Source organism: Glycomyces tritici (assembly GCF_030403505.1).
This window is the reverse complement of the sequence record NZ_JAUEMJ010000001.1, coordinates 952,606-976,275: the sequence shown is the minus strand read 5'-3', so window position 1 is coordinate 976,275 and position 23,670 is coordinate 952,606. Positions and strand designations below refer to the sequence as shown.

The following is a 23,670-nucleotide window of genomic DNA, read 5'->3' as shown; positions in this document are numbered from 1 at the left end:
CCATGCCGTACGCCATGGGCCCCAACAACTACGGGAAATCCGGGATACGCCTGGTCCGCGTCGCCCGCGACACCGCCCGCCACGGCCTGCGCGACCTCACGGTGCACACCGCGCTCTCGGGCGACCTCGACGCCACGCACTACACCGGCGACAACACCGGCGTCCTGCCCACCGACACGCAGAAGAACACCGTGTACGCGTTCGCCCGGGACGGCATCGGCCCCATCGAGGCCTTCGCCGAGCGGCTCGCCCGCCACTTCGTCGACGCGACCCCCGCGATCACCGCCGCCCGCGTCCAGATCGAGGAGCACGCGTGGACGCGCATCGGCGACCACTCCTTCACCCGCGGCGAAGGCGGCGAGCTGCGCACCACCGAGGTCGTCTACGACGGCACCAGCGCCCGCACCGCCTCCGGCGTCCGGGACCTGCTCCTGCTCAACACCACCGACTCCGAGTTCAACGGCTTCCTCGCCGACGAGTACACGACCCTGCCCGAGACCGACGACCGCATCCTCGCCACCGCCGTGACCGCGACCTGGGACTACCGGGCCGAACCGGATGACGGCGGCGCCTTCTACGACCAGGCGTTCAACGCGGCGCGCGGGGCGCTCCTCGCCGCGTTCGCGGACACGTACTCGCTCTCGCTGCAACAGACCCTCCACGCCGTCGGCGAGCGCATACTGAAGGCGGTTCCCGAGGTCGGCGAGGTGCGCCTGTCGCTGCCGAACCGGCACCACTACCGCTTCGACCTCGAACGGTTCGGCCTCGACAACCCCGGCGTGGTCTTCCAGGCCGGAGACCTGCCGTACGGGCTGATCGAAGGCACGGTCCGAAGGGAGGCGGCATGACAGCGCCCATCACGACGGCGGGCGCCGCCCCCGCCCGCCCGGACTTCGACTTCCACCGCCCCGCCGGCCTCGACGAGGCCCTGCGCCTCCTCAACGCGCACCCCGAGGCCGTGCCCGTCGCGGGCGGCACCGACCTCATGGTCGCCGTCAACTACCGCCACACCCGGCCCACCGCGATGCTCGACCTCACCCGCCTCCCCGAACTGCGCGAATGGTCCGACGAAGGCGACTCGATCCGCATCGGCTCCGGCGTCCCCTACGCGAAGATCTGCGCCGAACTCGCCACGGTCCTGCCCGGCCTCGCCGCCGCCGCCCGCACCGTCGGCTCCCCACAGATCCGCAACCGCGGCACCCTCGGCGGCAACCTCGCCACCGCCTCCCCGGCCGGCGACGGCCACCCGCCGCTCCTGGCGACCGGCGCGGCCATCGAGATCGCCTCGGTCGGCGGCACCCGGACCGTCCCGGTCGCAGCCTTCTTCACCGGCCCCAAACGCAGCGTCCTCGCCCCCGGCGAACTCATCACCGCCATCACCGTGCCGAAGGCGACCGGGCCGCAGCAGTTCCTGAAAGTGGGCACGCGCAACGCGATGGTCATCGCCGTCTGCTCCCTCGCGGTCGCCCTCGACCTGGACGCGCGCCGCCTCGGCACCGGCATCGGCTCCGCCGGACCCACACCCCTCACCGCGCCCGACGCGAACCTGATCGAACTGCCCTGGAACCGGCCGGACCTGTTCAACGACGCCCTCGCGGAGGAGTTCGGCCGCCGCGTCGCCGCCGCCGCGCGACCCATCGACGACGTGCGCGGCACCGCCGCGTACCGGCGCCACGCACTGGCGGTGTGCGCCTCACGGGCCCTGCGGCGGGTCTGGACCGCCGCCCACGGAACGGAGAGCACCCGATGAGAGTCCAGATGCGCGTCGACGGCGAGGCCGCGGTCGCCGAGATCGACCGGCCGGGGGAGAGCCTGCTCGCCACCCTGCGGGACCGCCTCGGCCGCTACGGCACCAAGAACGCCTGCGAGCAGGGCGAATGCGGGTCCTGCACGGTGCTCCTGGACGGCGACCCGGTCTGCGCCTGCCTCGTCGCGACCGCGCAATGCGAAGGGCGCGAAGTGAAGACGGTGGTAGGGGCGGTGCCCCGGCCGGTGCGCGACGCGTTCATCGCGTGCGGCGCCGTGCAATGCGGGTTCTGCACCCCCGGGCTCCTCGTCTCGGTGGCCGACCTCCTCGCCCGCGACGGCGACCCGAACGACGTGCAGATCCGCGAAGCGCTGGCCGGCAACCTGTGCCGGTGCACCGGGTACGAGAAGATCATCGACGCCGTGCACGCGGCCGCCGAGGCGATGAGCGACGGGACACCCGCCCCCTCCCGCCGCCACTGGATCACGACCCCGGTAGTCCCAAGCGCCGCAAGCGATGCGACGGAGGCCGCGCCATGACCGCGCTGGTGATCGAGAACGCCGCGATCGCGGTGGTGGACCCGGCCGGGACCGAGCACCGGCGCGGCCACATCGTCGCCGAGCACGGCGTCATCACCGCCATCGGCGAAGGCCCCGCCCCGCGCCTCGAAGACGCGCAATACATCGACGGCACCGGCTGCCTCGCCACCCCGGGCCTGGTGAACACCCACCACCACCTCTACCAGTGGGCCACCAGGGGATACGCGACCGACCACAGCCTCTTCGAATGGCTCGTCGACCTCTACCCGGTCTGGGCCCGCATCGGCCCCGCGCACGTCGCCGCCTCCAACACCGCCGGCCTCGCCTGGCTCGCCCTCTCCGGCTGCACCACCGCCGCCGACCACCACTACGTCTACCCGAAAGGGCACGCCACCGACCTCATCGAGGTCCAGATCGCCGCCGCCTCCCAGATCGGCGTCCGCCTCCACCTCGCCCGCGGCTCCATGGACCGCGGCGTGAGCGACGGCGGCCTCCCACCCGACCACCTCGTCGAGGACATCGACGCCGCCCTCGCCGCCACCGCCGACGCGATCGACCGCCACCACGACCCCGCCCCCGGCTCGATGCTGCGCATCGCCGTCGCCCCCTGCTCCCCGTTCTCCGTCTCCACCGAACTGCTCCGCGAATCCGCCGCCCTCGCCCGCGACAAGCGCGTCCGCCTCCACACCCACCTGTGCGAGACCCTCGACGAAGCCGAGTTCTGCCAGAACGTCCACGGCTGCGACCCGGTCGAGTACATGGACAAAGTCGGCTGGATCGACGCCGACACCTGGCTCGCCCACGCCGTCCACCTCGACGCGAACGCCCAACGCCGCCTCGGCGCGGCCGGCACCGGCGTCGCCCACTGCCCGTCCTCCAACGCCCGCCTGGGCACCGGCCTCGCCGACGTCCCCGCCATGCTCGACGCGGGCATCCCCGTCGGCCTCGGCGTCGACGGCGCCGCCAGCCAGGAGGCCGGGCACCTCGGCGAGGAACTGCGCCAAGCCCTCTACACCGCCAGGCAACGCAAAGGCCCACATGCGATGGACGCCCGCACCGCACTGCGCCTCGGCACGATCGGCGGCGCCCGCGTCCTCGGCCGCGACACCGAGATCGGCTCACTCGAGAACGGCAAGCAGGCCGACATCGCCCTGTGGGACCTCACCGGCCTCGGCCACGCCGGCATCGCCGATCCCATCGCGGCCCTGGTACTCGGACCGCCCGCACCCCTGCGGCTCCTCACCGTCGCCGGGAACCCGATCGTCGCCCACGGCGAACTGCGCACCGCCGACACCGCGACCCTCGCCCGCGACCTCGCCACCGCCAGCGCGAACCTCAGGGAGGCCCGCGATGCCTGACGCATTGCACGAGCCGACCGGCCGCACCGCGAACACGTCTTCCGCGCCCGCGCCCGCCGGACCGGTGCCCGCTTCGACCGCCACCGCCGCCACCGAGCTTCCGACCCCGCCGACAAGGGCAGCCGGCGGGGTCGGAACCCCAACACCCCGCCTCCCCGGCGGCGTCGGATCCAGCCCCACCCGCCCCGACGCCGAAGCAAAGGTCAACGGCACCTTCGACTACGCCTCCGACCTGGACTTCCCCGGGATGCTGTGGGGCCACACCCTCCGCAGCCCCCACCCCCGCGCCCGCCTCAGCGCGATCGACACGACCGCCGCGCTGGCGATGCCCGGCGTCGCCGCCGTCCTCACCGCCGCCGACGTCCCCGGGAAGCTCCACTACGGACTCATCGAGGCCGACCAGCCCGTGCTCGCCCTCGACCAGGTCAACTACGAGGGCGAACCCGTCGCGATCATCGCCGCCGAGACCCTCGACCTCGCCCGCCGCGCCGCCGAAGCGATCACCGTCGACTACGAACCGCTCGAACCCGCCTGCGACCCTGAGGAAGCCGTCGAAGCCGGCAGCTACTTCCGATACCAGCCCGTGCGCCTCGGCGACCCGGACGCGCAGACCCCGGCCGCCGTGGTCACCCGCGATTACGTGGTCGGCATGCAGGACCAGGCACCGCTCGGCCCCGAGTCCGGCGCGGCCGTCCCCACCGGCGACGGCGGCGTCGAACTCTATGTGGCGACCCAATGGGTCCACTCCGACCTCGAGCAGATCGCGCCCTGCCTCGGCCTGGAACCGGACCGCATCCACATGGCGATCGCCGGCATCGGCGGCGCGTTCGGCGCCCGCGAAGACCTCTCCGTGCAGGTCCACATGGCGATGCTCGCCCTCGCCACCGGCCGCCCCGTGAAGATGATGTACGACCGGGCCGAGTCCTTCTGGGGCCACGTGCACCGCCACCCGGCGCGGATGCGCTACGAGCACGCCGCCGACGCCGACGGGAGACTCCTGTACGTGAAGGCCCGCATCGTGCTCGACGGCGGCGCGTACGCCTCCACGACCGAGGCCGTCGTCGGCAACGCCGCCTCACTCGCCGTGGGCCCCTACGAAGTCGAACACGTGAGCATCGACGTGTGGGGCGCACGCACCAACAACCCGCCGTGCGGCGCGATGCGCGGCTTCGGCGGCGTCCAGACCTGCTTCGCCTACGAATCCCAAATGGACGCCCTCGCCGAAGCGCTCGGCCTCGAACCCCTCGAGTTCCGGCGCCGCAACGCGGTCGCCCAGGGCTCCAAACTCATCACCGGCCAGATCGTCGACGCCTACGACCCGTCCCGAGCCGACGGCGGCAGGCCCTTCTCACCGCTCGCGGACATGCTCGGCCGGTTCAAGGACATCCCGGTCCCCGCCGTACCCACCGGCCGCGACATCGTCGAACTGCCCGGAGGCACCGGCAACACCACGCACGGCGAAGGCGTGCGCCGCGGCGTCGGCTACGGCGTCGGACTCAAGAACATCTGCTACTCCGAAGGCTTCGACGACTACTCGACCGCCAGCGTCCGCCTCGAACTCGTCGACGGGCAGACCGTGGCGTTCGTCCACACCGCCGCCGCCGAAGTGGGCCAAGGGCACTGGAGCCTCCAGGCGCAGATCGTCCGCACCGAGCTGGGCGTCGACCGCGTCGAACTGCTCCCCAACGACACGAAGGCCGGCTCCGCCGGATCCTCCTCCGCCTCACGCCAGTCGTACATGACCGGCGGCGCCGTCAAAGCCGCCTGCGAAGCCGTCCGCGAACTGCTGCACGACCACGATCTCGCCGACGGACCCGTCGAAGCCACCCGGGAGTTCCGCCACCGCGCCACCAAACCCATGGACCCCGTCACCGGCCAAGGCGAATCGCACGTCCAACTCGCCCTCGCCGTCCACCGCGCCACCGTGGACGTCGACGTGGAACTCGGACTCGTCAAAGTCGTGGACCTGACCTGCGTCCAGGATGTCGGGAAGATCATGAACCCGGTCGCCCTCGAAGGCCAGATCCAAGGCGGCTCCGCGCAGGGCCTCGGCCTCGCCGTCATGGAAGAGATGATCACCGTCCAAGGGCGCGTCAAGAACGCCTCCTTCACGGACTACCTCATCCCCACCATCCTCGACATGCCGCCGATGCGCCTGCGCATCGTCGAGAACGCCGACCCCGAAGCGCCCTACGGACTCCGGGGCGCGGGCGAACCGCCCACGCTCTCGTCCACACCCGCGATCGTCGCCGCCATCCGCGACGCCACGGGCCTCGCACTCACACAGATCCCGGTCAGGCCCGAACACCTGACCGCCCACTTCGGGAGGCAGCCATGAGGGACATCGCCGCGACACTCCGCGCCTGGATGGACGAAGGCAAACCGTTCGCGCTGGCATCGGTGGTCGACATCGTGGGAGCCTCGCCGCGCCCGCTCGGCACGGCGCTCGCCGTCGACGGGGACGGCACGGCCGTGGGCGGCGTCTCGGGCGGATGCGTCGAAGCCGCTGTGTACGGCCGCTGCCAGGAGGTCCTCGAGACGGGTACCGCCGCGGTCGACACCTACGGTGCGACCGAGGAGGAGCGGTTCTTCCTCGGCATCACGTGCGACGGCACGATGGACGTGCTGGTCGTGCGGGTCGAACCGGACGACCCGGCCATCAACGCGACCCTCGACGCGGTGCTCGCGGGCGAGTCCGCCTCGCTGGTGCGCGTCGTCGAGGGCCCGGATCTGGGCGCGGCGGTGGCCATCAGCGCCAACGGGTTCGCGGGCCGTCTCGAACTCGGCGCGATCGACCTGCCGGCGGTCTCGGGCCGGGTCGGCCGGTTCGCCGTCGAGGACTACTCGCCGCCGCCGGACCTCTACGTGTACGGCGCCGTGGATTTCGCCGCGCCGATCGTGCGGATCGCCAGAAGCGTCGGGTTCAAGGTCACGGTGTGCGACGCGCGGCCCGTGTTCGCCACCGAGATCCGCTTCCCTGATGCCGATGCGATCGTCGTGGACTGGCCGCACCGCCACTTCGCCGCAGCCGAGGTCGACGCGACCACGGCCGTCGTGGTGCTCACCCACGATGAGAAGTTCGACCTCCCGCTCCTCGAACTCGCCCTCGTCTCCGAGGCCGGGTACGTCGGCGCGCTCGGTTCCCGCGCCACGCATCGCGACCGGCTCGAACGGCTCCGCGCGGCCGGACTGGACGAGCAGGCGCTCGCCCGCCTCCGCTCGCCGATCGGCCTGGACCTCAACGGCCGCACCGCCGATGAGACCGCGCTGTCGATCGTCGCGGAGATCGTCGCCGTCAGGAACGACGCGCGAGCCGGGTTCCTCACCGGGGCGGACGGCCCGATCCACCACTGAGCTGAGCGGGCGGCAGCGGCAGCCTCCGGCGACCCGACGCGCCGGGGCTCGAACCCAAGTCCGAGTCGGCCACGGGCCACGGGCCACCGGCCACCGGCCACCGGCCACCGGCCACCGGCCACCGGCCACCGGCCACCGGCCACCGGCCACCGGCCACCGGCCACCGGCCACCGGCCACCGGCCACCGAGCCTTACCACCGAACCGCAAGCGCAGCAACCGAGCACCGAGAACCGAAGGAGCCGATGATGGTCCACATGTTCCTCAACGGAGGCGGCATGAAAGGCGGGAACCTCCACCACCTCATCGGCGGCGCGCCGTTCGTCGGCCCCGCCACGACGCTGCCGATCTACCGGCTGCACTCGGTCGGCGACGACCACCCGGCCCTCCAACTCGCGCCCGAAGGCCAGGGCTCGGCCATCGAAGGCGAGCTCTACGACATCGACCTCAGCGTCCTGCGCACCTCCCTCCTGCCGGCCGAACCGGCCGACCTCGAACTCGGCGTCGTCGGCATGGCCGACGGCACCGAAGCGCTCGGCATGCGCCTGCGCGACGACTGCGCCGACCTGCCCGAGCTCATCGACATCACCGCCCACGGCTCCTGGCGCGCCTACCGCGCCACGAAGGCCGAGGCCCCATGAGCCTGAAGCGCCACCTCCGTTCCGAGAAACCGGACCCGATCGCCGACCCGCGGCCGGCAGGCCGAACACCGGCGAGACCGTCGAAGCTCATGCGTCGCAACGGCACCGCTGGGACCATCCCGGGCGGCGGCCATGACCACAACACCACAGGTCCTCGCGCGGATCGCGACTCCGGTCCCGATCTCGGCCCCGGCCCCGGACTTGGCTGCGGCCAAGGCCGGGGCCCCAGCCGCGTTGCCGAACCGTCCACCCGAACTCTCGCGCCCGCCCATCGCACCTCCACCGTCGTCGTCAACGGGCCCGCCACAACAGCGACCATCTCGTCACCGAACGAGCACCTGGAGTCACCATGATGACCGACCCCTACGACATTGCCGCTCCCGTCATCTACGACCTGGTGCTCCGCTCCCGCCGGACCGTCCTCCCCGATGGTGAGCGACCCGCCGCCGTCGCCATCGCGGGCGAGCGCATCGCGGTCATCGGCGACTACGACGAGCCCATCCCCGCCCACCGCACCGAGGACCTCCGCGACCTCGCCCTCCTGCCCGGCCTCGTCGACACACACGTCCACGTCAACGAGCCCGGCCGCACCGAATGGGAGGGCTTCGCCACCGCCACCCGCGCCGCCGCCGCGGGCGGGGTCACCACGATCGTCGACATGCCGCTCAACAGCCTCCCGCCCACCGTCGACACCGCCGCGCTCGCCGCCAAACGCGACGCCGCCCGCGACCAGACCTGGGTCGACACCGGCTTCTGGGGCGGCGCGATCCCCGGCAACGACACCGAACTCAAGGGCCTCCACGACGCGGGCGTATTCGGCTTCAAATGCTTCACGGCCCCTTCAGGAGTCGACGAGTTCCCGCCGCTCGACACCGCCGGCCTCCACCGCGCGTGCGCCACCGTCGCCGCCCTCGACGCCCTCCTCCTCGTCCACGCCGAAGACCCCGCGCACCTCCACGCCGCCGACACCGCAGGGCGCATTCACGGCTCGCAAGCATCACCGAGCAGCGCCTTCGGCAGCTTCCTCGCCACCCGGCCGCCCGAAGCCGAGACCAGTGCCGTCCGCGAGGTCATCGCCGGCGCCCGCGCCACCGGCGCCCGCGTCCACCTCCTCCACCTCGCCGCGGCCGAAGCCCTCGCTGACATCGACGCCGCCCGGCGGGAGGGCGTGCGCATCACCGTCGAGACCTGCCCCCACTACCTCCACCTCGCCGCCGAACGCATCTTGGACGGCGCCACCGCCTTCAAATGCTGCCCGCCGATCCGCGGCGAAGCCAACCGCGAAGCCCTCTGGGACGGGCTCGCCGACGGCCGCATCGACATCGTCGTCTCCGACCACTCGCCCAGTCCGCCCGGCATGAAGACCGGCGACTTCGCCACCTCCTGGGGCGGCATCGCCTCACTCCAGCTCGGACTCCCCGTCATGTGGACCGAAGCGCGCCGCCGCGGCCTCGCCCTGGCCGACCTGGCCCGGTGGATGTGCACCGGCCCCGCCGACCTCGTCGGCCTCGACCGCAAGGGCCGCATCGCGACCGGAGCCGACGCCGATCTCGTCGTCTTCGACCCGGACCGGGAGTGGACCGTCCGCGCCGAAGACCTCCTGCACCGCCACCCCGTGACCCCCTACGACCGCGAGACGCTGACGGGCGGGGTCGTCTCGACCTGGCTGCGCGGCAAGCGCATCGACACCGACGCCGCGCCGCGCGGCCGCCAACTGCGAAGGAGCCCGCGATGACCCCCACGCTCGAACCCGGCGACCACCTGCAGGACCCGGACCACTGGCGGGCCCTGCCCGACCTCGCCGCCCGCGCCCTCGGCGGCGCCGTGCTCGCCGCCAACGACGAGTCCTTCGCCGAGAAGGAGAGCCTCATCCGGCCCTACCCGGTCGTGCACCAGGCGCACACGTTCGGCCATAAAGGACAGATCTACGACGGCTGGGAGACCCGCCGCCGCCGCGAAAGCGGCCACGACTGGGCGATCGTCCGCCTCGGCATCCCCGGCACGATCAGCGGCATCATCGTGGACACCGCCTACTTCACCGGCAACTACCCGCCCCGCATCTCGGTCGACGCGTGCCGGGTCGACGGCCACCCCGCCCTCACCGACATCCTGGAAGCCGACTGGCGGCCCCTCGTACCGGTCGCCGATGCCAAGGGCGACAGCGTGAACGAGTACGCCGTCAGCGACACGCGCCGCTGCACCCACGTGCGCCTCAACATGCATCCGGACGGCGGCATCGCCCGCCTCCGCGTCCACGGCACCCCCGTGCCCGACCCGACCGGCTTCGCCGACCTGCCCCTCGACCTCGCCGCGCTCGCCAACGGCGCCGCCGTCACCGGCGCCTCGAACGCCTTTTACTCCAACCCGGTCGGCGCCATCATGCCCGGCCTGCCCGCCAGCCAGGCGGACGGCTGGGAGACGGCCCGCCGCCGCGAACCCGGCAACGAATGGCTCGACGTGCGCCTCGCCGGCCGCGGCACCGTCCGCGTCGCCGAGCTCGACACCACCCACCTCAAGCACAACGCCCCCGGCTGGGCCGCGATCGAGGCGCACGACGGCGACACCGCGTTCACGCTCCTGCCGCGCACGAAACTCCAGCCGGACACGCCGCATCGCTTCGTCCTCGACAACGACAGGCCCGCCACCTCGGTGAGGCTGCACATCTTCCCTGACGGCGGCATGGCGCGGCTGCGCCTCTACGGGCGCCTCACCGACGACGCCCTCGCCGAAATGCGGCGGCGCTTCGATGCCGCCTAGCGCTATTCTGCGGCGATGACCGAACCCGCCCAGACCCCCGAGGCCAGTTCCGCCGAAGACTTCTTCCGCACCGAGGTCCGCGCCGGACGCGTCGTCAAGACCGAGGTCAACGCGAAGGCCCGCGTCCCCGCCTACAAGCTGTGGATCGACTTCGGCGAGCACGGCGTCAAGCAGTCGAGCGCGCAGATCACCGCCCGCTACAGCGCCGAGGAACTGGTGGGGCGCATGGTGGTCGCCGTGACCAACTTCCCGCCGCGCCGCATCGCGGGCTTCAAATCCGAGGTGCTGGTCCTCGGCGTCCCCGTCGAGGGCACTGACGAGGTGGTGCTCCTGGCCCCCGACGCGGACGTCCCGCTCGGCGCGCGCGTCGCCTGACGGCTAGGGCAGTCCGGTGAATCCGGGAGGGCCGGATGCACCTGACGGGCCCTAGGCCCGGATCGCCGTGTACACGGTGTTCGAGGACCGCCCGCGCGTGTACGGGTTGTCGAACCAGACCCGCTTGGCCTGCACGCCCGTGAAGACCTCCATCAGGACCTTCATGAACTCGGGCTCCGGAGGGTCGTCCGACCAGATCGCGAACACCCCTTCGGGCTTCAGGTGCGCGGCCATGGCCCGCATGCCCGCGGCGGTGTAGAAATCGGCGTGCGGGGAGTGCAGGACCCGGCTGGGGGAGTGGTCGATGTCCAGCAGGATCGCATCGAAGGCCCGGCCGGGCCGCTCGGGATCGAACCCCTCGTCGCTCATCGCCGCGGCGAAGAAGTCCGCGCACGCCAAGTGCACCCGCTCGTCCGCCGCCAAGCCCACCGTGTCGGGCAGCAGGTCCCGCTCGTGCCAGTCGATGACCGCCTCCGAGTACTCGATCACCGTCAAGTCCCGCACCCGCGGGTCCTCAAGGGCCGCAAGGGCGGTGTAGCCCAGGCCGAGGCCGCCGACGATCACCTCGAGGTCCCCGCCGCCGCTCAACCGGGCCAGGCCCAGGTGCGAGAGCTCCCGCTCGGCCACGGTGAACAGGCTCGACATGAGGAAGTCCTCGTCCAGCTTGACCTCGTAGACCTCGGCCCGCACCTCAGGGTCGTACCGCCGCCGCAGACTGATCTCGCCCATCGGCGAATCACGCCAGCCCAGTTCCTCGAATCGCGTCATCACCGCACCATCGAACCATCAGCGGTCCAGCGTGCGGCGACCCGCACCGCTAATAGCCGTTCTCGACCACGTTCCGGAGCGGCTCGCCCGCCGCGAAACGCCGGATCTGCTCGCCCACCCGCGGGTACACCCGCTCGATGAACCCGAGCACCGCGCCGCCCACGTGCGGCGTCACGATCGCGCCCTCCAGGCGCCACAGCTCGTGGTCGGCGGGCAGCGGCTCCGGTTCGGTCACGTCGAGCGCGCACCGCAGCCGCCCCGAGGCGACCTCCGCGGTCAGCGCGGCAGTGTCCACGATCTTCCCGCGGGCCGCGTTCACCAGCAGCGCGCCGTCGCGCATCCGCGCCAGGAACGCCGCGTCGACCAGGCCCTCGGTCTCCGGCGTCAACGGCACCATGACCACCACGACATCGGCTTCAGGAAGGAGCCCGGGGAGGTCCGCGAGCGTCCCGACGCCCGGCCGCGCCGTGCGCGCCACCATCTGCACCTCCATGCCGGAGGCCTCGAACCGGCGCGCCACGGCCGCACCGATCGAGCCGGCGCCGATGATCACGGCGCGCTTGCCCGACAGCGTGGTGCCCCAAGCGAGTTCCCACTTGCCGTCGGGCTGGTTGCGGGCGAACACGTCGAACCGCCGCACGGAAGCGAGCGCCGCGGCCATCACCCACTCGGCCGTCACCTCCGTGTGCGCGCCGCGGTTGTTGCACAGCAGCACGCCGTCCGGGACATGCGGCACCCAGTTCTCGACACCCGCACTGAGCAGCTGCACGACCTTGAGGTTCGGCATGTCGTCGAGCACTGGCGGCGTCGAGTACGACATGCCCGGCAGCGTCGCCTTGGGCGCGGCCGGCGGCACCAGGAACTCGACGCCAGCGGGGTCGGACGGGTAGTCGCCGCCGTCGTACACCTCGACGACCACGCCGTCGGGGACTGCACCGAGCTGGTCGAGCCCGGCCTCATGGGGGATCCAAGCCTTCATGCGGCCATCGTAAGGAGCGCCCGCCGCGAAGCGACGGCGCCGACCAGAACCCGAGAACCGGTCACAGAGCGGCCGACCCGGACGGCGCGTTTTTTTATCGCCTTCCCCGCATCCGCCGATCACGCGCTTTCAGAAGCCCCTCTCATTGCGGCGCAGCGCCAAGCGGAACAGCGCACCCCCTTCGGGCGCGTCGAGCACGTACACCATGCCGTGATGCTCCAGCGCCACGTCCTGCACGATCGCCAGCCCCAGGCCGGCGCCGCCCTCGTCGCGGCTGCGGGACTCGTCAAGCCGCACGAACCGGTCGAAGATCCGCCGCCGCTGGCCCTCGGGCACGCCGTTGCCGTCGTCGGCCACCTCCAGCCGCAGCCAGTCGTCGTCCTCGGCCGCCAGCCGCACCGAGACCTCCCCGGCCGCGTGGCGCTGCGCGTTCGCGAGCAGGTTCCCGACCGCCCGCGCCAAGTGCCCGCGCACGCCCCACACCGACAGGTCCTCCTCCACCTCGAGCCGCACCGGGACCCGGTCGGTGGCGGCCCGGCGGGCCACCTCCTCCCGCACCAGCTCCGTGAGCGGCACCGCCACGTGCGGGGGCCGCTCCCCGGCGTCGAGGCGCGCGAGCAGCAGCAGGTCGGTGGAGAGGTCCTGCAGCCGCGTCACGTCCCCGAGCGTGGCGTCCAGGTCGAGCAGTTCGGGGTGCTCCTTGGCGATCTCCAACTGCGTGCGCAGGATCGCGAGCGGGCTGCGCAGCTCGTGCGAGGCGTCCGCGACGAACCGGCGCTGCTGCTCGACGGACGCGTCGAGCGCCGCGAGGGTCATGTTGGTGGTCCTGGCGAGGCTGTGGATCTCATCGCGGCTCGCGGGCACCGGCACCCGCCGGCTCAGGTCGCCGCCGGTGATCTCGATGAGCTCCTTCTGGATCGCCCGCACCGGCCGCAGCGCCCGCCTGACCACCAGCCAGGTGACCACGGCGACCACGAGCAGCAGCGGCGCCAGCGCCCACGCCATCGCGGCCCCGACGCTGTCGACGGCCTCCTCCTGGGTCTCAAGGGAAGCGCCCGAGTAGACGGCGTACGTGCCGCCGTCCGGGGCCGTGGCGGAGAGCGAGGCGAACCGGTAGGACGGCTCGTCGCCGGGCAGGTCCACCGTCTCGAAGTTGACGGTCGACCCGACCGCGCCGCCGGCGGCCGTGGTGCTCGGGGCGTCGTCCGAAGGCGTCGGGGCGTCGTCGTCATCCGCGTCGTCGTCCTGGTCGTCGCCGTCATCGTCGTCATCGTCGGTCTCGGTCGCGGTCCGGGTCTGCGCCGGCTCGCTCTCGACGGGGACCGGATCGGGTTCGGGGGCGAAGGCGCCGACCGCATCCGCGCCCGCGAGGTCTTCGCTGGCCGCGACCACCTTCCCGTTCGCGTCCACGATCTGCACGAGCTCGTCGTCGTCGGGCAGTTCGATCGCCGTAGGCGCGACGCCGGAGGCGAGCTGGCCGGCGACGGACCGCGCGCCGACCTCCGCGGTGAGTTCGGCGCGGCCGTAGAGGTTGTCGCGCAGCAGGGTCACGACCAGGAGCCCGGCGGCGACCAGGGCCACCGCGACGACGAGGATCGCGCCCACGGTGGCGCGCGCCCGGACCGAATCGGGCCGCCAGAAGGGCTTCTTACCCTCGGCGCGCTTCATGGCCCGCCGGATCTCGGCCCGCTGCGCCTTGCTCGCCTCGGGCCTAGCCACCGTCGGCCGCCAGTCGGTAGCCCGCGCCGCGCACGGTCGCGATCGAGGTGCGTCGGTAGGGGGCGTCGATCTTGCGGCGCAGGTTGGAGACGTATACCTCGACGATGTTCACGTCGCCGTCGTAGGCGAAGTCCCACACGTGGTGGAGGATCTCGGATTTGGACACGACCTCGCCGGCGCGGCTCGCCAGGAACTCCAGGACCGAGAACTCCTTCGAGGTGAGTTCGACGGGCTCGCCGCCGCGCCGGCAGGTGCGGGTGGCCGGGTCGACGGTGAGGTCGCCGAAGCGCCACACGGTGGGGGCGGCGGCCGCGGACCGGCCGCGGCGCATCATGGCGCGGATGCGCGCCTGGAGGACCACGAAGGAGAAGGGCTTGGTGAGGTAGTCGTCTGCGCCGGTGTCGAGGCCTTCGGCCTCGTCGTATTCGCCGTCTTTGGCGGTGAGCATGAGGATCGGCGTGCTGACGCCCTCTTGGCGGAGGGCCGCGCAGACCTGGTAACCGTTCATGGCAGGCAGCATGATGTCGAGGATGATCGCGTCGTAATCGCCGATGCGGGCCATCGACAGGCCGGTCCGGCCGTCATGGGCGAGGTCGACGGCGTACCCCTCGGCCGCCAGCCCTGCGGCGACCATCTTGGCCAGCCGCTGCTCGTCTTCCACCATCAGCAATCGCATGTCCCGAAGCTTGACACAGCGAACCTGAAGCCAACCTGAAGTCGCTCGCGAACGTGCAGAACAGGCCGCTGCCAGGCAGAACACCCGAGCCCGCCGTTTTCCCCGACTTTCCTGAAGACGGCTTCAGGTGACTTCAGCTTGGCTTCAGGTTCGGACGCGCATGGTTGCCGACATCAGATCCGCACAGCAGCGAGAGGACACGACATGAACGCTCCGACCGACACCCAGCAGGCTTCGAACCCCGACCAGCCCGAGGCGACCCCGCGCCGCCGCTTCCGCGGCCGCCAGCGCACCCTCGTCATCGCCGGTGCCGCGGGCGTCCTGCTCCTCGGCGGCGGTGCCGCCGCCGCGTTCGCGGCGGACGAGATCGACGACCGGGACGACCGCGCCGAGCAGGCGGCGGACGACGCGAACGGTTCGGACGACCGCTACGACGACGACCGCGACGGCACCGATGACGACGACTTCGTGCTCCCTGCCGAGGCCATCGGTGAGGACGCGGCCGTCGAGGCCGCGCTCGCGGAGGTCGCGGGCGAGGTCTACGACGTCGACCTCGAAGGCACCGCCGAGGCCCCGGTCTGGGTGGTCGAGGTGACGGACGCCGACGGCGCCGACTGGGACGTCGCGGTCAACGCCCTCGACGGCAAGGTCACCGATGTGTTCGCCGACGACGACGCGAACGACGACGACGGTGACGACGACAACGACGGCACCGATGACGACAACGACAACGATGACAACGACGCCGACGACCGGGACGACAACGACAACGACTAGTGGCAGGCCCGGCCCGCCCGGCCCTCTCGGACCGGGCGGGCCGGGCACTACCGCGCGGCCGCACCGGCGTCATCGACCCCCGATGACGCCAATGCGGCTGAGCCGCTAACTCGACACCGACCCGCATCGCGGGTCCACAGACCAGAACGGGCCGGACCGTCCGGACTCGAGCGGTATGCCAGCCGTTCGGCTCCGGCCCGAAACATCAGGGCGGGCGGGGTGGGGGGAGGGGGCCCCTCTCCCCATTTCTCGCATTGAGGATCTTGCGCTCGGTCCTAGGCCGGCGCTACTTCACCTTGTAAGTGAGGCAGGCGAACTGGCCGATGCTCTTGGCCTCGGTCAGTTCGAGGTGGTGGGAGAGGATCCGGCGCGGCAGGATCGGGGCGCCGTCACCGAGGAAGACCGGCGCGAGCGATGCGCGGATCTCGTCGAGGAGCCCGGCGTCGAAGAACTGGCCGACGAGGTCGCCGCCGCCCATGAGCCACCGGTCCTTGTCGCCGGCGACCGCGACCATCTCGGCGTGGACCGCCTCGACGTCGCCGGACACGAACCGGATGTCCTTGCCGGGCACCGCCGGGAGGTCCCGGCTCGTGAACACCCACAAAGGCACTTCGTACTCCCACTTGTCCGGGTTCTCGAGCAGGTGCTCGTGCTCGAGGATCCACTCGTACGTCGTGGAGCCCATGCAGATCGCGCCGACCCCGGCGACGAACTCGCCCATCTCGTCGAGCGGGGTGTCCGCATCCCCGCCCTCCTCCTCGGGATGGCCTCCCGGCACGGTGAAGAGCCACTCGAGGGAGTTCTCGGGGTCTGCGAGGTAGCCGTCGATGCTGGTCGCTGTGTTGTACACGGTTTTCGCCATCCCGCCAGCAAATCACGTCCCACCGACACCCGCAAACGAACCCGTTCGAACAGTCCGCGCCTCGCGGAATCCCTTGATCCCCATGCCATTCGCCGCAGTCGGGGGAGTATCGCCGACAGGTCGCGGGACCGCAGTGCCGCCCTGGCGGATCGACGGCGCAGGACGCAGTGCCGCGCGGAATCCGACGGGGCAGGACTGCAGCGCCGTGCGAGACGTTCGGCGGCGCGGGACCGCAACGCCGCCCTGGCGGACCGACGGCGCGGCACGTGAGGCGCCCTGGCCGGGATTGGTCATGGCGTCCCGCAGGGCGCCGCCGCAAGCCGGATGGATCTGTCGGCTTCCTGACATTACCCGTTTTGTGCATGAACGCGCTCTTCATCGTAATTAGGTTGAGATCACGTCATCAGGCGTAAGCATGATCAAGTCACCAAAGGGGTGATCCTGGTAATGAAGAGGTTCTTCACTGCCATCGGCGTCATTGCGGCCGCGCTCGCGCTGTCGCTCTCCGCCATGTCCTCGGCCGCCGCGGCTCCGCGCGTACCCGTGGACATGCCGACGCCCGTGAAATCGCGGATCGAGAGCACCGACGTCCCGGCCACCGCCGCGGAGCAGCGGACCTGCAGGGCCCGCTTCGCCGAAGGCGTCAACCACCGCCGTCTCGCCGAGACCGGCTCGGCGATCCTCGAGGTCATCCCGGCCGACACCTGGGTACCGGTCTCCTGCGAGCGAGGCTCCGGCGGCGAGTACCGCGCCTGCGGCCTCACCAGCGACTACTGGATGGAGGTCTACTGGAACGGCGCCTGGGGCTACAGCGCCTGGTCCTGCGTCCAAGACTGGGAGTACACCTCGTAGCGGCCGAAACCGAACGCCCGCATCGCAAGGGCTGGGAAGCGCTGTTGCGCCCCGGCCCTCTCGCGTCGGCGCGGGCCTGAAATCCAACGCCCGCATCGCAAGGGCTGGGAAGCCTGTCGCGCCCCGGCCCTCTCGCATCGGCGCGGGCCTGAAATCCAACGCCGCATCGCAAGGGCTGGGAAGCCTGTCGCGCCCCGGCCCTCTCGCGTCGGCGCGGGCCCGAAGTCCAACGCCCGCAACGCAGAAGGGCCGGGAAGCGCTGTCGCGCCCCCGGCCCTCTCGCGTCAGTGCGGGACCCTCAAGCGGTCAACCGCAGCACGTTCCCGATGATCCGGTGCCCGTGCGCGCCCGCCGCGGTCAGGATCGACTCAGGGTGGAACTGCACGGCGAACCAGCGCTTCCCGGGCGCCTCGATCGCCATGACGACCTCGTCGATCGCCGCGGTCGCCGCGAAATCGCCCTTCACCTGGTCGGGCGTGGCGTACAGCGAGTGGTAGCGCGCCGCGACCACCTCGGCCGGCAGCCCGTCGAACAGGCCCCCGCCGGTCACCTTCACGTTCCCGGGCTTGCCGTGGCTCGGCTGGTCCAGCAGCGACAGCGAACCGCCCGCGTGCTCCACCATCGCCTGCAGCCCCAGGCAGACCCCGAACACCGGCAGGCCCCGCCGCTGGAGCTCGTCGAGCAGCCCGGCCGTGCCGAAGTCCTGCGGCCGGCCCGGCCCGGGCGAGAGCACCACCAGGTCAGGGTCGGTCTCGGCCAGGACCTGCGCGGCGTCGAACCCGAACCGCATGGTCGTGACCTCGCAGCCGTGCTGGCGGAAGTAGTCGCCGAGGGTGTTCACGAACGAGTCCTCGTGGTCCACCAGCAGGACCTTGCGGCCGTTGCCCGCCGGTCCGCCCGCGACCTCGATCGGCTCGGGCACCACAGCGGCCGCGCCGATCCCGCCCGCCGCGGTCTCCAGCAGCGCACGGGCCTTCAAGTGGGTCTCGGCCTCTTCGGCGTCCGGGTCGGAGTCGTACAAGAGGGTCGCGCCCGCGCGCACGCACGCCACGCCGTCGCGGATCTGCGCCGTGCGCAGCGTCAGGCCCGTGTTCATCGACCCGTCGAACCCGATGAAGCCCACCGCACCGCCGTACCAGCGCCGCGGCGTCGTCTCCTGCTCCTCGATGAACCGCATCGCCCAGGTCTTCGGGGCGCCGGTCACCGTCACCGCCCACATGTGGGTCAGGAACGCGTCCAGCGCGTCCATCTCCGGCCGCAGCCGCCCCTCGATGTGGTCCACGGTGTGGATCAGCCGCGAGTACATCTCGATCTGCCTGCGCCCCAGCACCTTCACGGAACCGGGCACGCATACGCGCGCCTTGTCGTTGCGGTCCACGTCGGTGCACATCGTCAGCTCCGACTCCTCCTTCGAGGAGCCGATGAGCAGGGCGATCTGCGAGGCGTCGTGCATCGGGTCGTCCCCGCGCGCGATCGTCCCCGAGATCGGGCACGTCTCCACCCGGTCGCCCGAGACCCGCACGAACATCTCCGGCGAAGCGCCCACGAGGTACTCGCGCTCGCCGAGGTTGAACAGGAACTCGTACGGCGCCGGATTCGCGGTCCGCAGCCGCTCGTAGAACAAGGTCGGCGAATCGCACGCCGCGTACATCTCGTGGCCCGGCACGACCTCGAACAGATTGCCCGCCTTGAACTCCTGCCGCGCGCGCCGCACCGTGTCGGCGTACACGCCCGGCACCGGCCCGTCAGGGACCGACTCGGCCTGCACGTAGTCCAGCGACTCGGTCTCGCGCGAGAGGCCCTTCGTGGAGCGGCCGCCGAACGAGAAGTCGTAGCGGCGCACCTGCGCGGTCTCGCGCTTGCGGTCGACCACGTAGATCTCGTCGGCCAAGTGCAGCACCAGGTCGCGGGCGTCCTCGGGCCGGTCCTTCGCGAACGGGATCGGCTCGAACTGGTAGGCCAGGTCGTACCCGAACGCGCCCCACAGCCCCAGGTACGGGTCGTCGCAGCGCAGCGCCTCGATGATCACCCGCAGCGCCGAGAACGCCGTCGGCAGCTTCGAGCGCAGCTCCTCGGGAACCCGCTCGGTCGGCGTCGGCACCTGGACGTGCACCTCGCGGTCGCACCGGGTGACCTCGCCGACCTCGGCGGCCGTCAGCGCATCGGCGAGCACGTCCACGAGCAGGAACCCGCGGGCGTTCAGCTGCCGCACGGTGACCTCGCGCCCGCGCGCCACGACCTCGAGGGACGGGTCGACATAGGCGAGGTGGTAGCGCGAGTACCGGCCCGGGTACTCCATGCCGCTCGACAGGACCCCGCCGCGGCGGGTCTCCACCTGCGCGACGATCGGCGTCAGGTCCGGGTCGTCGAGCTCGCTGACGTGGCGTTCGACCGTCACGCCGGCGGGTGTCAGAAACTTGGTCATCGGCCCTCTCAATGGGTCTCAGGTCCCGACTCGAGGCGGCCGACCCCGGATACGACGAAGCGACCGCCAGAGAGACGGTCGCTAACTTCTTGCACGCAAGAGCAGGGACGCCGCCTCAGCGACGCCACCACCAGTTGCGTGCGTGGATTCTCACAGGCCGAATACTACATGCCCGATGGGTGGGATCGCCGCCGGTGCGCTGCGGCGACGTGCCGCCGTGCCGCGCCGCAAATCGCTCGCGAACCGAGGCGGGGGCGGCGCTACACTTGCGTACAACAGCGTCGACCCGGCCATCACCGGCGAGCTTCCGGAAGAACCGGCCCCACCGCGGCAGCGCACCACGCAGCCGCACCGGTGGAGCCCCAGTAGAACCGGACGGACGCGGCCCGTCACGCCGCCGAATCGAGCGGGCGCGCCGGCTTCACCAGAAGCAGGCCGCCAAGCGAGGTGGTACCGCGGGTCAGGCCCCCAAAGCCCCGACTCGTCCTCGCACACCGTAAGTCCGCAAGGCGTGTGTGTGAGGAGACACCGGTCCCATGGCCTATCCACTCGACGACCCCGCACGGGGCGTACCCGCGAGCCCGAACCTGCCCGAGGTCGAGCGCCGCGTGCTCGACTTCTGGACCAAGGACGACACCTTCGCCGCCTCCATCGAGAACCGCGAAGCGGGCGAGAACGGCGCGAACGAGTTCGTCTTCTACGACGGCCCCCCCTTCGCCAACGGCCTGCCCCACTACGGGCACCTCCTCACCGGCTACGTCAAGGACATCGTCCCCCGCTACCAGACGATGCGCGGCAAGCGCGTCGAGCGCCGCTTCGGCTGGGACACCCACGGCATGCCCGCCGAGGTCACCACCGAGAAGGAACTCGGCCTCAAGTCGAAGGCCGACATCGAGGCGTACGGCGTCGACCGGTTCAACGCCGCCGCCAAGGCCTCGGTCCTCCAGTTCACCGACGACTGGGTCGACTACGTGACCCGCCAGGCCCGCTGGGTCGACTTCGAGAACGACTACAAGACCCTCGACCTCTCCTACATGGAGAGCGTCATGTGGGCCTTCAAGACCCTCCACGACAAGGGCCTCATCTACGAGGGCTACCGCGTCCTCTGGTACTGCTGGCGCTGCGAGACCCCGCTGGCCGCCACCGAGACGAAGATGGACGACACCTACCGGGACCGCCAGGACCCGGCCGTCACCGTCGGCCTCGACGTCACCACCGAGGGCCCGCTCAACGGCGTCAAGCTCCTCGTCTGGACCACCACGCCCTGGACCCTCCCGTCCAACCTCGCCGCCGCCGTCCACCCGGACGTCGACTACGCCGTCGTCGAATCCGAAGGCTCGCGCTATCTGCTCGCCGAGGCCCGCCTCGCCGCGTACGCCCGCGAACTCGGCGAGAGCCCCGAGATCCTCGCCCGCTACAAAGGCGCCGACCTCGTCGGCCTGCGCTACAACCCGCCGTTCGACTTCTTCACCGGCCGCGAGAACGCCCACCAGGTGCTCACCGCCGACTACGTGACCACCGATGACGGCACCGGCGTCGTCCACATCGCCCCCGCCTTCGGTGAAGAGGACAAGCTCGTCACCGACGCCGCCGGCATCGAACCGGTCGTCCCCGTCGACGACTCCGGCAAGTTCACCGACGAAGTCCCCCCGTACGCGGGCGTCCACGTCTTCGAGGCCAACAAGCTCATCATCAAGGACCTCAAGGACACCCAGCGCCTGCTGCGCCACGACACCTACAACCACAACTACCCGCACTGCTGGCGCTGCGGCTCCCCGCTGATCCAGCGCGCCCTCTCCGCGTGGTTCGTGGCCGTCACCAGCTTCCGCGACCGCATGCTCGAGCTCAACCAGCAGATCGACTGGACGCCCGGGCACATCCAGGACGGCCAGTTCGGCAAGTGGCTCGCCAACGCCCGCGACTGGAACATCAGCCGCAACCGCTACTGGGGCGCCCCCATCCCGGTGTGGGTCTCCGACGACCCCGCCTACCCGCGCGTCGACGTCTACGGCTCGCTTGCCGACCTCGAACGCGACTTCGGCGTGCCCGTCCACGACCTGCACCGGCCCGGCATCGACAACCTGGTGCGGCCCAACCCGGACGACCCCACGGGCAAGTCCTCGATGCGCCGCGTCCCCGAAGTCCTCGACTGCTGGTTCGAATCGGGCTCCATGCCGTTCGCGCAGGTCCACTACCCGTTCGAGAACGCCGACTGGTTCGAGCACCACTACCCGGGCGACTTCATCGTCGAGTACACGGCCCAGACCCGCGGCTGGTTCTACACGCTGCACGTCCTCGCCACGGCCCTGTTCGACCGGCCCGCGTTCCGCACCGCGCTCGTCCACGGCACGCTGCTGGGCGAAGACGGGCAGAAGATGTCGAAGTCGCTCAGCAACTACCCGGACGTGCGGGAGTCGTACGAGCAGTTCGGCTCCGACGCGATGCGCTGGTTCCTGGTGTCCTCCCCGGTGCTGCGCGGCGGCGACATGCCGGTCACCGAGACCGGGTTCCGCGACGCCGTCCGCCAGGTCGTCCTTCCCTTGTGGAACGTGTGGTACTTCTACACGCTCTACGCGGGCGCGGCCGGCTACGAGGCGACACCGGAGCAGGCGCGGGCGACCGCGCTGGCGAGCGAGCACCGGCTGGACCGGTACCTGCTGGCGAAGACGCGCGAGCTCGTCGAGTCGACCACCGCGATGATGGACGCCTATGACCTCGCGGGCGCGACCGCCGCGTTCCGCTCCTACCTGGAGAGCCTCACCAACTGGTACGTGCGCCGCTCGCGCGACCGGTTCTGGGAAGGCGACGAGGACGGGTTCGCCACGCTCGCAACCGCGTTGAAGACCGCGTGCGAGGTGGCTGCGCCGCTGCTGCCGCTCATCAGCGAGGACATCTGGCGGGGCCTGACCGGCGGCCGCTCGGTGCACCTCGCCGACTGGCCCTCGGCCGAGGACCTGCCCGCCGACCACGCCCTGGTCGAGGCGATGGACGCCGTGCGCGAGATCGCCTCGGTCGGCCTGTTCATGCGCAAGGCCCGCAAGCTCCGGGTGCGCCTGCCGCTGGCGAAGGCCACCGTGGCGACCGGGCACGCCGAGCGGCTCGCGCCGTTCGCGGACCTGCTCAAGGACGAGCTGAACGTCAAGGCCGTCGAGTTCGACTCCGATGTGAGCGCCTACTCGAAGTCCGACCTGAAGCTGGTCCCGCGCGTGCTCGGGCCCCGGCTCGGCAAGGACGTGCAGCGGGTCATCAAAGCCGTGAAGACCGGGGACTGGACCGTCGAGGACGGCACAGTCACCGCGGGCGGCGTGGTCTTGGAGGACGGCGAGTTCGAGCTGACCATGGTCGCGGTCGACGCCGACCACACCGAGGCCCTGCCGAACGGCGCGGGCGTCATCGTGCTCGACACCGAGGTCACCCCGGAGCTCGCGGCCGAGGGCCTGGCCCGCGACGTGGTCCGGGTGATCCAGCAGGCCCGCAAGGACGCCGACCTGAACGTCAGCGACCGCGTCTCGGTCGTTCTCGACGCCGCGGCCGGAGTGCAGGCCGCGATCGAGACGCACCGCGAGTTCGTCCAGGCCGAGACCCTCGCCCTGGAGCTGACCTTCGGCGCGCTGGACGACACAGCCACCAGCGGCGAAGCCGGAGAGGTGACGGTCAAGGCAGCGGTGACGAAGCAGTAAGTACTGCAAAGTGCGAGGGGCCCGGACGCCGTCAGGTGTCCGGGCCCTGTCGTTTGATTCGGAAGCCCGAATCGCTGCCCGACGCGGTGCGTCGGCAATGATGCTGGGCGATGTGTGTGCGGTGTTCGGAGCGGGCGCGTCGGCTGGTTGCCGACGCGCCCGC

The 23,670-nt window shown here is 71.4% G+C and carries 19 protein-coding genes; 13 read left to right on the top strand and 6 right to left on the bottom strand.

Features of this window, described 5'->3' with window-relative positions; all coding sequences use genetic code 11:
* The first annotated feature begins 2 nt into the window (after positions 1–2).
* From pucL to QWI33_RS04415, 10 genes are all read left to right on the top strand, one after another.
* Entirely contained in the window at positions 3–848 is an 846-nt protein-coding gene (gene pucL / locus QWI33_RS04460; protein WP_289955311.1) for a factor-independent urate hydroxylase, read from the top strand.
* Positions 845–1,750: an FAD binding domain-containing protein gene (locus QWI33_RS04455; RefSeq protein WP_289955309.1), complete on the top strand. Its 906-nt coding sequence runs from the start codon at positions 845–847 to the stop codon at positions 1,748–1,750. Before pucL ends, QWI33_RS04455 begins: the two co-directional genes overlap by 4 nt.
* Positions 1,747–2,286, top strand: a complete 540-nt coding sequence (locus tag QWI33_RS04450; protein WP_289955308.1) for a (2Fe-2S)-binding protein — start codon at positions 1,747–1,749, stop codon at positions 2,284–2,286. Before QWI33_RS04455 ends, QWI33_RS04450 begins: the two co-directional genes overlap by 4 nt.
* Positions 2,283–3,644, top strand: coding sequence for an 8-oxoguanine deaminase (locus tag QWI33_RS04445; protein WP_289955306.1), 1,362 nt, complete (start codon positions 2,283–2,285; stop codon positions 3,642–3,644). Before QWI33_RS04450 ends, QWI33_RS04445 begins: the two co-directional genes overlap by 4 nt.
* On the top strand, positions 3,637–5,982 hold the full coding sequence (locus QWI33_RS04440; RefSeq protein WP_289955305.1) for a molybdopterin cofactor-binding domain-containing protein: 2,346 nt from the start codon (positions 3,637–3,639) through the stop codon (positions 5,980–5,982). Before QWI33_RS04445 ends, QWI33_RS04440 begins: the two co-directional genes overlap by 8 nt.
* Positions 5,979–6,998, top strand: coding sequence for an XdhC family protein (locus QWI33_RS04435; RefSeq protein ID WP_289955303.1), 1,020 nt, complete (start codon positions 5,979–5,981; stop codon positions 6,996–6,998). The genes QWI33_RS04440 and QWI33_RS04435 overlap by 4 nt, the downstream gene beginning before the upstream one ends.
* 246 nt (positions 6,999–7,244) lie before the next feature.
* The gene (locus tag QWI33_RS04430; RefSeq protein ID WP_289955299.1) at positions 7,245–7,637 is read left to right on the top strand and encodes an allophanate hydrolase-related protein; all 393 of its coding nucleotides are present in this window, start codon (positions 7,245–7,247) and stop codon (positions 7,635–7,637) included.
* A gap of 349 nt (positions 7,638–7,986) precedes the next feature.
* Positions 7,987–9,372, top strand: a complete 1,386-nt coding sequence (gene allB / locus QWI33_RS04425) for an allantoinase AllB (protein WP_435367549.1) — start codon at positions 7,987–7,989, stop codon at positions 9,370–9,372.
* A complete protein-coding gene (gene alc / locus QWI33_RS04420; protein ID WP_289955296.1) occupies positions 9,369–10,394 on the top strand; it encodes an allantoicase in 1,026 nt (341 codons plus the stop codon). The genes allB and alc overlap by 4 nt, the downstream gene beginning before the upstream one ends.
* A gap of 15 nt (positions 10,395–10,409) precedes the next feature.
* Complete coding sequence (locus tag QWI33_RS04415; RefSeq protein WP_289955294.1) at positions 10,410–10,769, top strand: tRNA-binding protein; 360 nt, start codon at positions 10,410–10,412, stop codon at positions 10,767–10,769.
* A gap of 51 nt (positions 10,770–10,820) precedes the next feature.
* On the opposite strand, the gene QWI33_RS04410 is transcribed toward QWI33_RS04415, so the two are convergent.
* The 4 genes from QWI33_RS04410 to QWI33_RS04395 form a co-directional block, all read right to left on the bottom strand.
* Positions 10,821–11,540, bottom strand: coding sequence for a polyamine aminopropyltransferase (locus QWI33_RS04410; protein WP_353895353.1), 720 nt, complete (start codon positions 11,538–11,540; stop codon positions 10,821–10,823).
* A 46-nt stretch (positions 11,541–11,586) separates the two neighbouring features.
* Positions 11,587–12,516: a 2-hydroxyacid dehydrogenase gene (locus QWI33_RS04405; RefSeq protein WP_289955291.1), complete on the bottom strand. Its 930-nt coding sequence runs from the start codon at positions 12,514–12,516 to the stop codon at positions 11,587–11,589.
* A gap of 129 nt (positions 12,517–12,645) precedes the next feature.
* Entirely contained in the window at positions 12,646–14,184 is a 1,539-nt protein-coding gene (locus tag QWI33_RS04400) for a sensor histidine kinase (RefSeq protein ID WP_353895394.1), read from the bottom strand.
* A 43-nt stretch (positions 14,185–14,227) separates the two neighbouring features.
* Positions 14,228–14,911 carry a response regulator transcription factor gene (locus tag QWI33_RS04395; protein WP_289955287.1) on the bottom strand — a complete coding sequence of 228 codons (684 nt, stop codon included), beginning with the start codon at positions 14,909–14,911 and terminating at the stop codon, positions 14,228–14,230.
* Positions 14,912–15,115: 204 nt separating this feature from the next.
* Here QWI33_RS04395 and QWI33_RS04390 point away from each other — a divergent pair, with 204 nt between their 5' ends.
* On the top strand, positions 15,116–15,688 hold the full coding sequence (locus QWI33_RS04390) for a PepSY domain-containing protein (RefSeq protein WP_289955286.1): 573 nt from the start codon (positions 15,116–15,118) through the stop codon (positions 15,686–15,688).
* 286 nt (positions 15,689–15,974) lie between these two features.
* On the opposite strand, the gene QWI33_RS04385 is transcribed toward QWI33_RS04390, so the two are convergent.
* Positions 15,975–16,550 (bottom strand): dihydrofolate reductase family protein, encoded by a 576-nt coding sequence (locus tag QWI33_RS04385; RefSeq protein WP_289955283.1) that lies wholly within the window; start codon positions 16,548–16,550, stop codon positions 15,975–15,977.
* 447 nt (positions 16,551–16,997) lie between these two features.
* Between QWI33_RS04385 and QWI33_RS04380 the strand changes: the two genes are divergently transcribed.
* Positions 16,998–17,402 carry a hypothetical protein gene (locus QWI33_RS04380; protein ID WP_289955282.1) on the top strand — a complete coding sequence of 135 codons (405 nt, stop codon included), beginning with the start codon at positions 16,998–17,000 and terminating at the stop codon, positions 17,400–17,402.
* A gap of 298 nt (positions 17,403–17,700) precedes the next feature.
* Here the strand turns inward: QWI33_RS04380 and QWI33_RS04375 are convergent, their stop codons facing one another.
* The gene (locus QWI33_RS04375) at positions 17,701–19,827 is read right to left on the bottom strand and encodes an anthranilate synthase component I (protein ID WP_289955279.1); all 2,127 of its coding nucleotides are present in this window, start codon (positions 19,825–19,827) and stop codon (positions 17,701–17,703) included.
* Positions 19,828–20,363: 536 nt separating this feature from the next.
* Between QWI33_RS04375 and ileS the strand changes: the two genes are divergently transcribed.
* The gene (gene ileS / locus QWI33_RS04370) at positions 20,364–23,507 is read left to right on the top strand and encodes an isoleucine--tRNA ligase (protein ID WP_289955277.1); all 3,144 of its coding nucleotides are present in this window, start codon (positions 20,364–20,366) and stop codon (positions 23,505–23,507) included.
* Positions 23,508–23,670: the final 163 nt, after the last annotated feature.

Excerpts from the sequence above, each read along its gene's own strand:
- QWI33_RS04375 (WP_289955279.1), bottom strand. The coding sequence starts at position 19,827 with ATGACCAAGTTTCTGACACCCGCCGGCGTGACGGTCGAACGCCACGTC.
- QWI33_RS04440 (WP_289955305.1), top strand. The coding sequence starts at position 3,637 with ATGCCTGACGCATTGCACGAGCCGACCGGCCGCACCGCGAACACGTCT.
- QWI33_RS04390 (WP_289955286.1), top strand. The coding sequence starts at position 15,116 with ATGAACGCTCCGACCGACACCCAGCAGGCTTCGAACCCCGACCAGCCC.
- QWI33_RS04445 (WP_289955306.1), top strand. The coding sequence starts at position 2,283 with ATGACCGCGCTGGTGATCGAGAACGCCGCGATCGCGGTGGTGGACCCG.
- QWI33_RS04385 (WP_289955283.1), bottom strand. The coding sequence starts at position 16,550 with ATGGCGAAAACCGTGTACAACACAGCGACCAGCATCGACGGCTACCTC.
- allB (WP_435367549.1), top strand. The coding sequence starts at position 7,987 with ATGATGACCGACCCCTACGACATTGCCGCTCCCGTCATCTACGACCTG.
- QWI33_RS04400 (WP_353895394.1), bottom strand. The coding sequence starts at position 14,184 with ATGAAGCGCGCCGAGGGTAAGAAGCCCTTCTGGCGGCCCGATTCGGTC.
- pucL (WP_289955311.1), top strand. The coding sequence starts at position 3 with ATGCCGTACGCCATGGGCCCCAACAACTACGGGAAATCCGGGATACGC.
- QWI33_RS04430 (WP_289955299.1), top strand. The coding sequence starts at position 7,245 with ATGGTCCACATGTTCCTCAACGGAGGCGGCATGAAAGGCGGGAACCTC.
- ileS (WP_289955277.1), top strand. The coding sequence starts at position 20,364 with ATGGCCTATCCACTCGACGACCCCGCACGGGGCGTACCCGCGAGCCCG.
- QWI33_RS04450 (WP_289955308.1), top strand. The coding sequence starts at position 1,747 with ATGAGAGTCCAGATGCGCGTCGACGGCGAGGCCGCGGTCGCCGAGATC.
- QWI33_RS04405 (WP_289955291.1), bottom strand. The coding sequence starts at position 12,516 with ATGAAGGCTTGGATCCCCCATGAGGCCGGGCTCGACCAGCTCGGTGCA.
- QWI33_RS04395 (WP_289955287.1), bottom strand. The coding sequence starts at position 14,911 with ATGCGATTGCTGATGGTGGAAGACGAGCAGCGGCTGGCCAAGATGGTC.
- QWI33_RS04415 (WP_289955294.1), top strand. The coding sequence starts at position 10,410 with ATGACCGAACCCGCCCAGACCCCCGAGGCCAGTTCCGCCGAAGACTTC.
- QWI33_RS04380 (WP_289955282.1), top strand. The coding sequence starts at position 16,998 with ATGAAGAGGTTCTTCACTGCCATCGGCGTCATTGCGGCCGCGCTCGCG.
- QWI33_RS04435 (WP_289955303.1), top strand. The coding sequence starts at position 5,979 with ATGAGGGACATCGCCGCGACACTCCGCGCCTGGATGGACGAAGGCAAA.
- alc (WP_289955296.1), top strand. The coding sequence starts at position 9,369 with ATGACCCCCACGCTCGAACCCGGCGACCACCTGCAGGACCCGGACCAC.
- QWI33_RS04455 (WP_289955309.1), top strand. The coding sequence starts at position 845 with ATGACAGCGCCCATCACGACGGCGGGCGCCGCCCCCGCCCGCCCGGAC.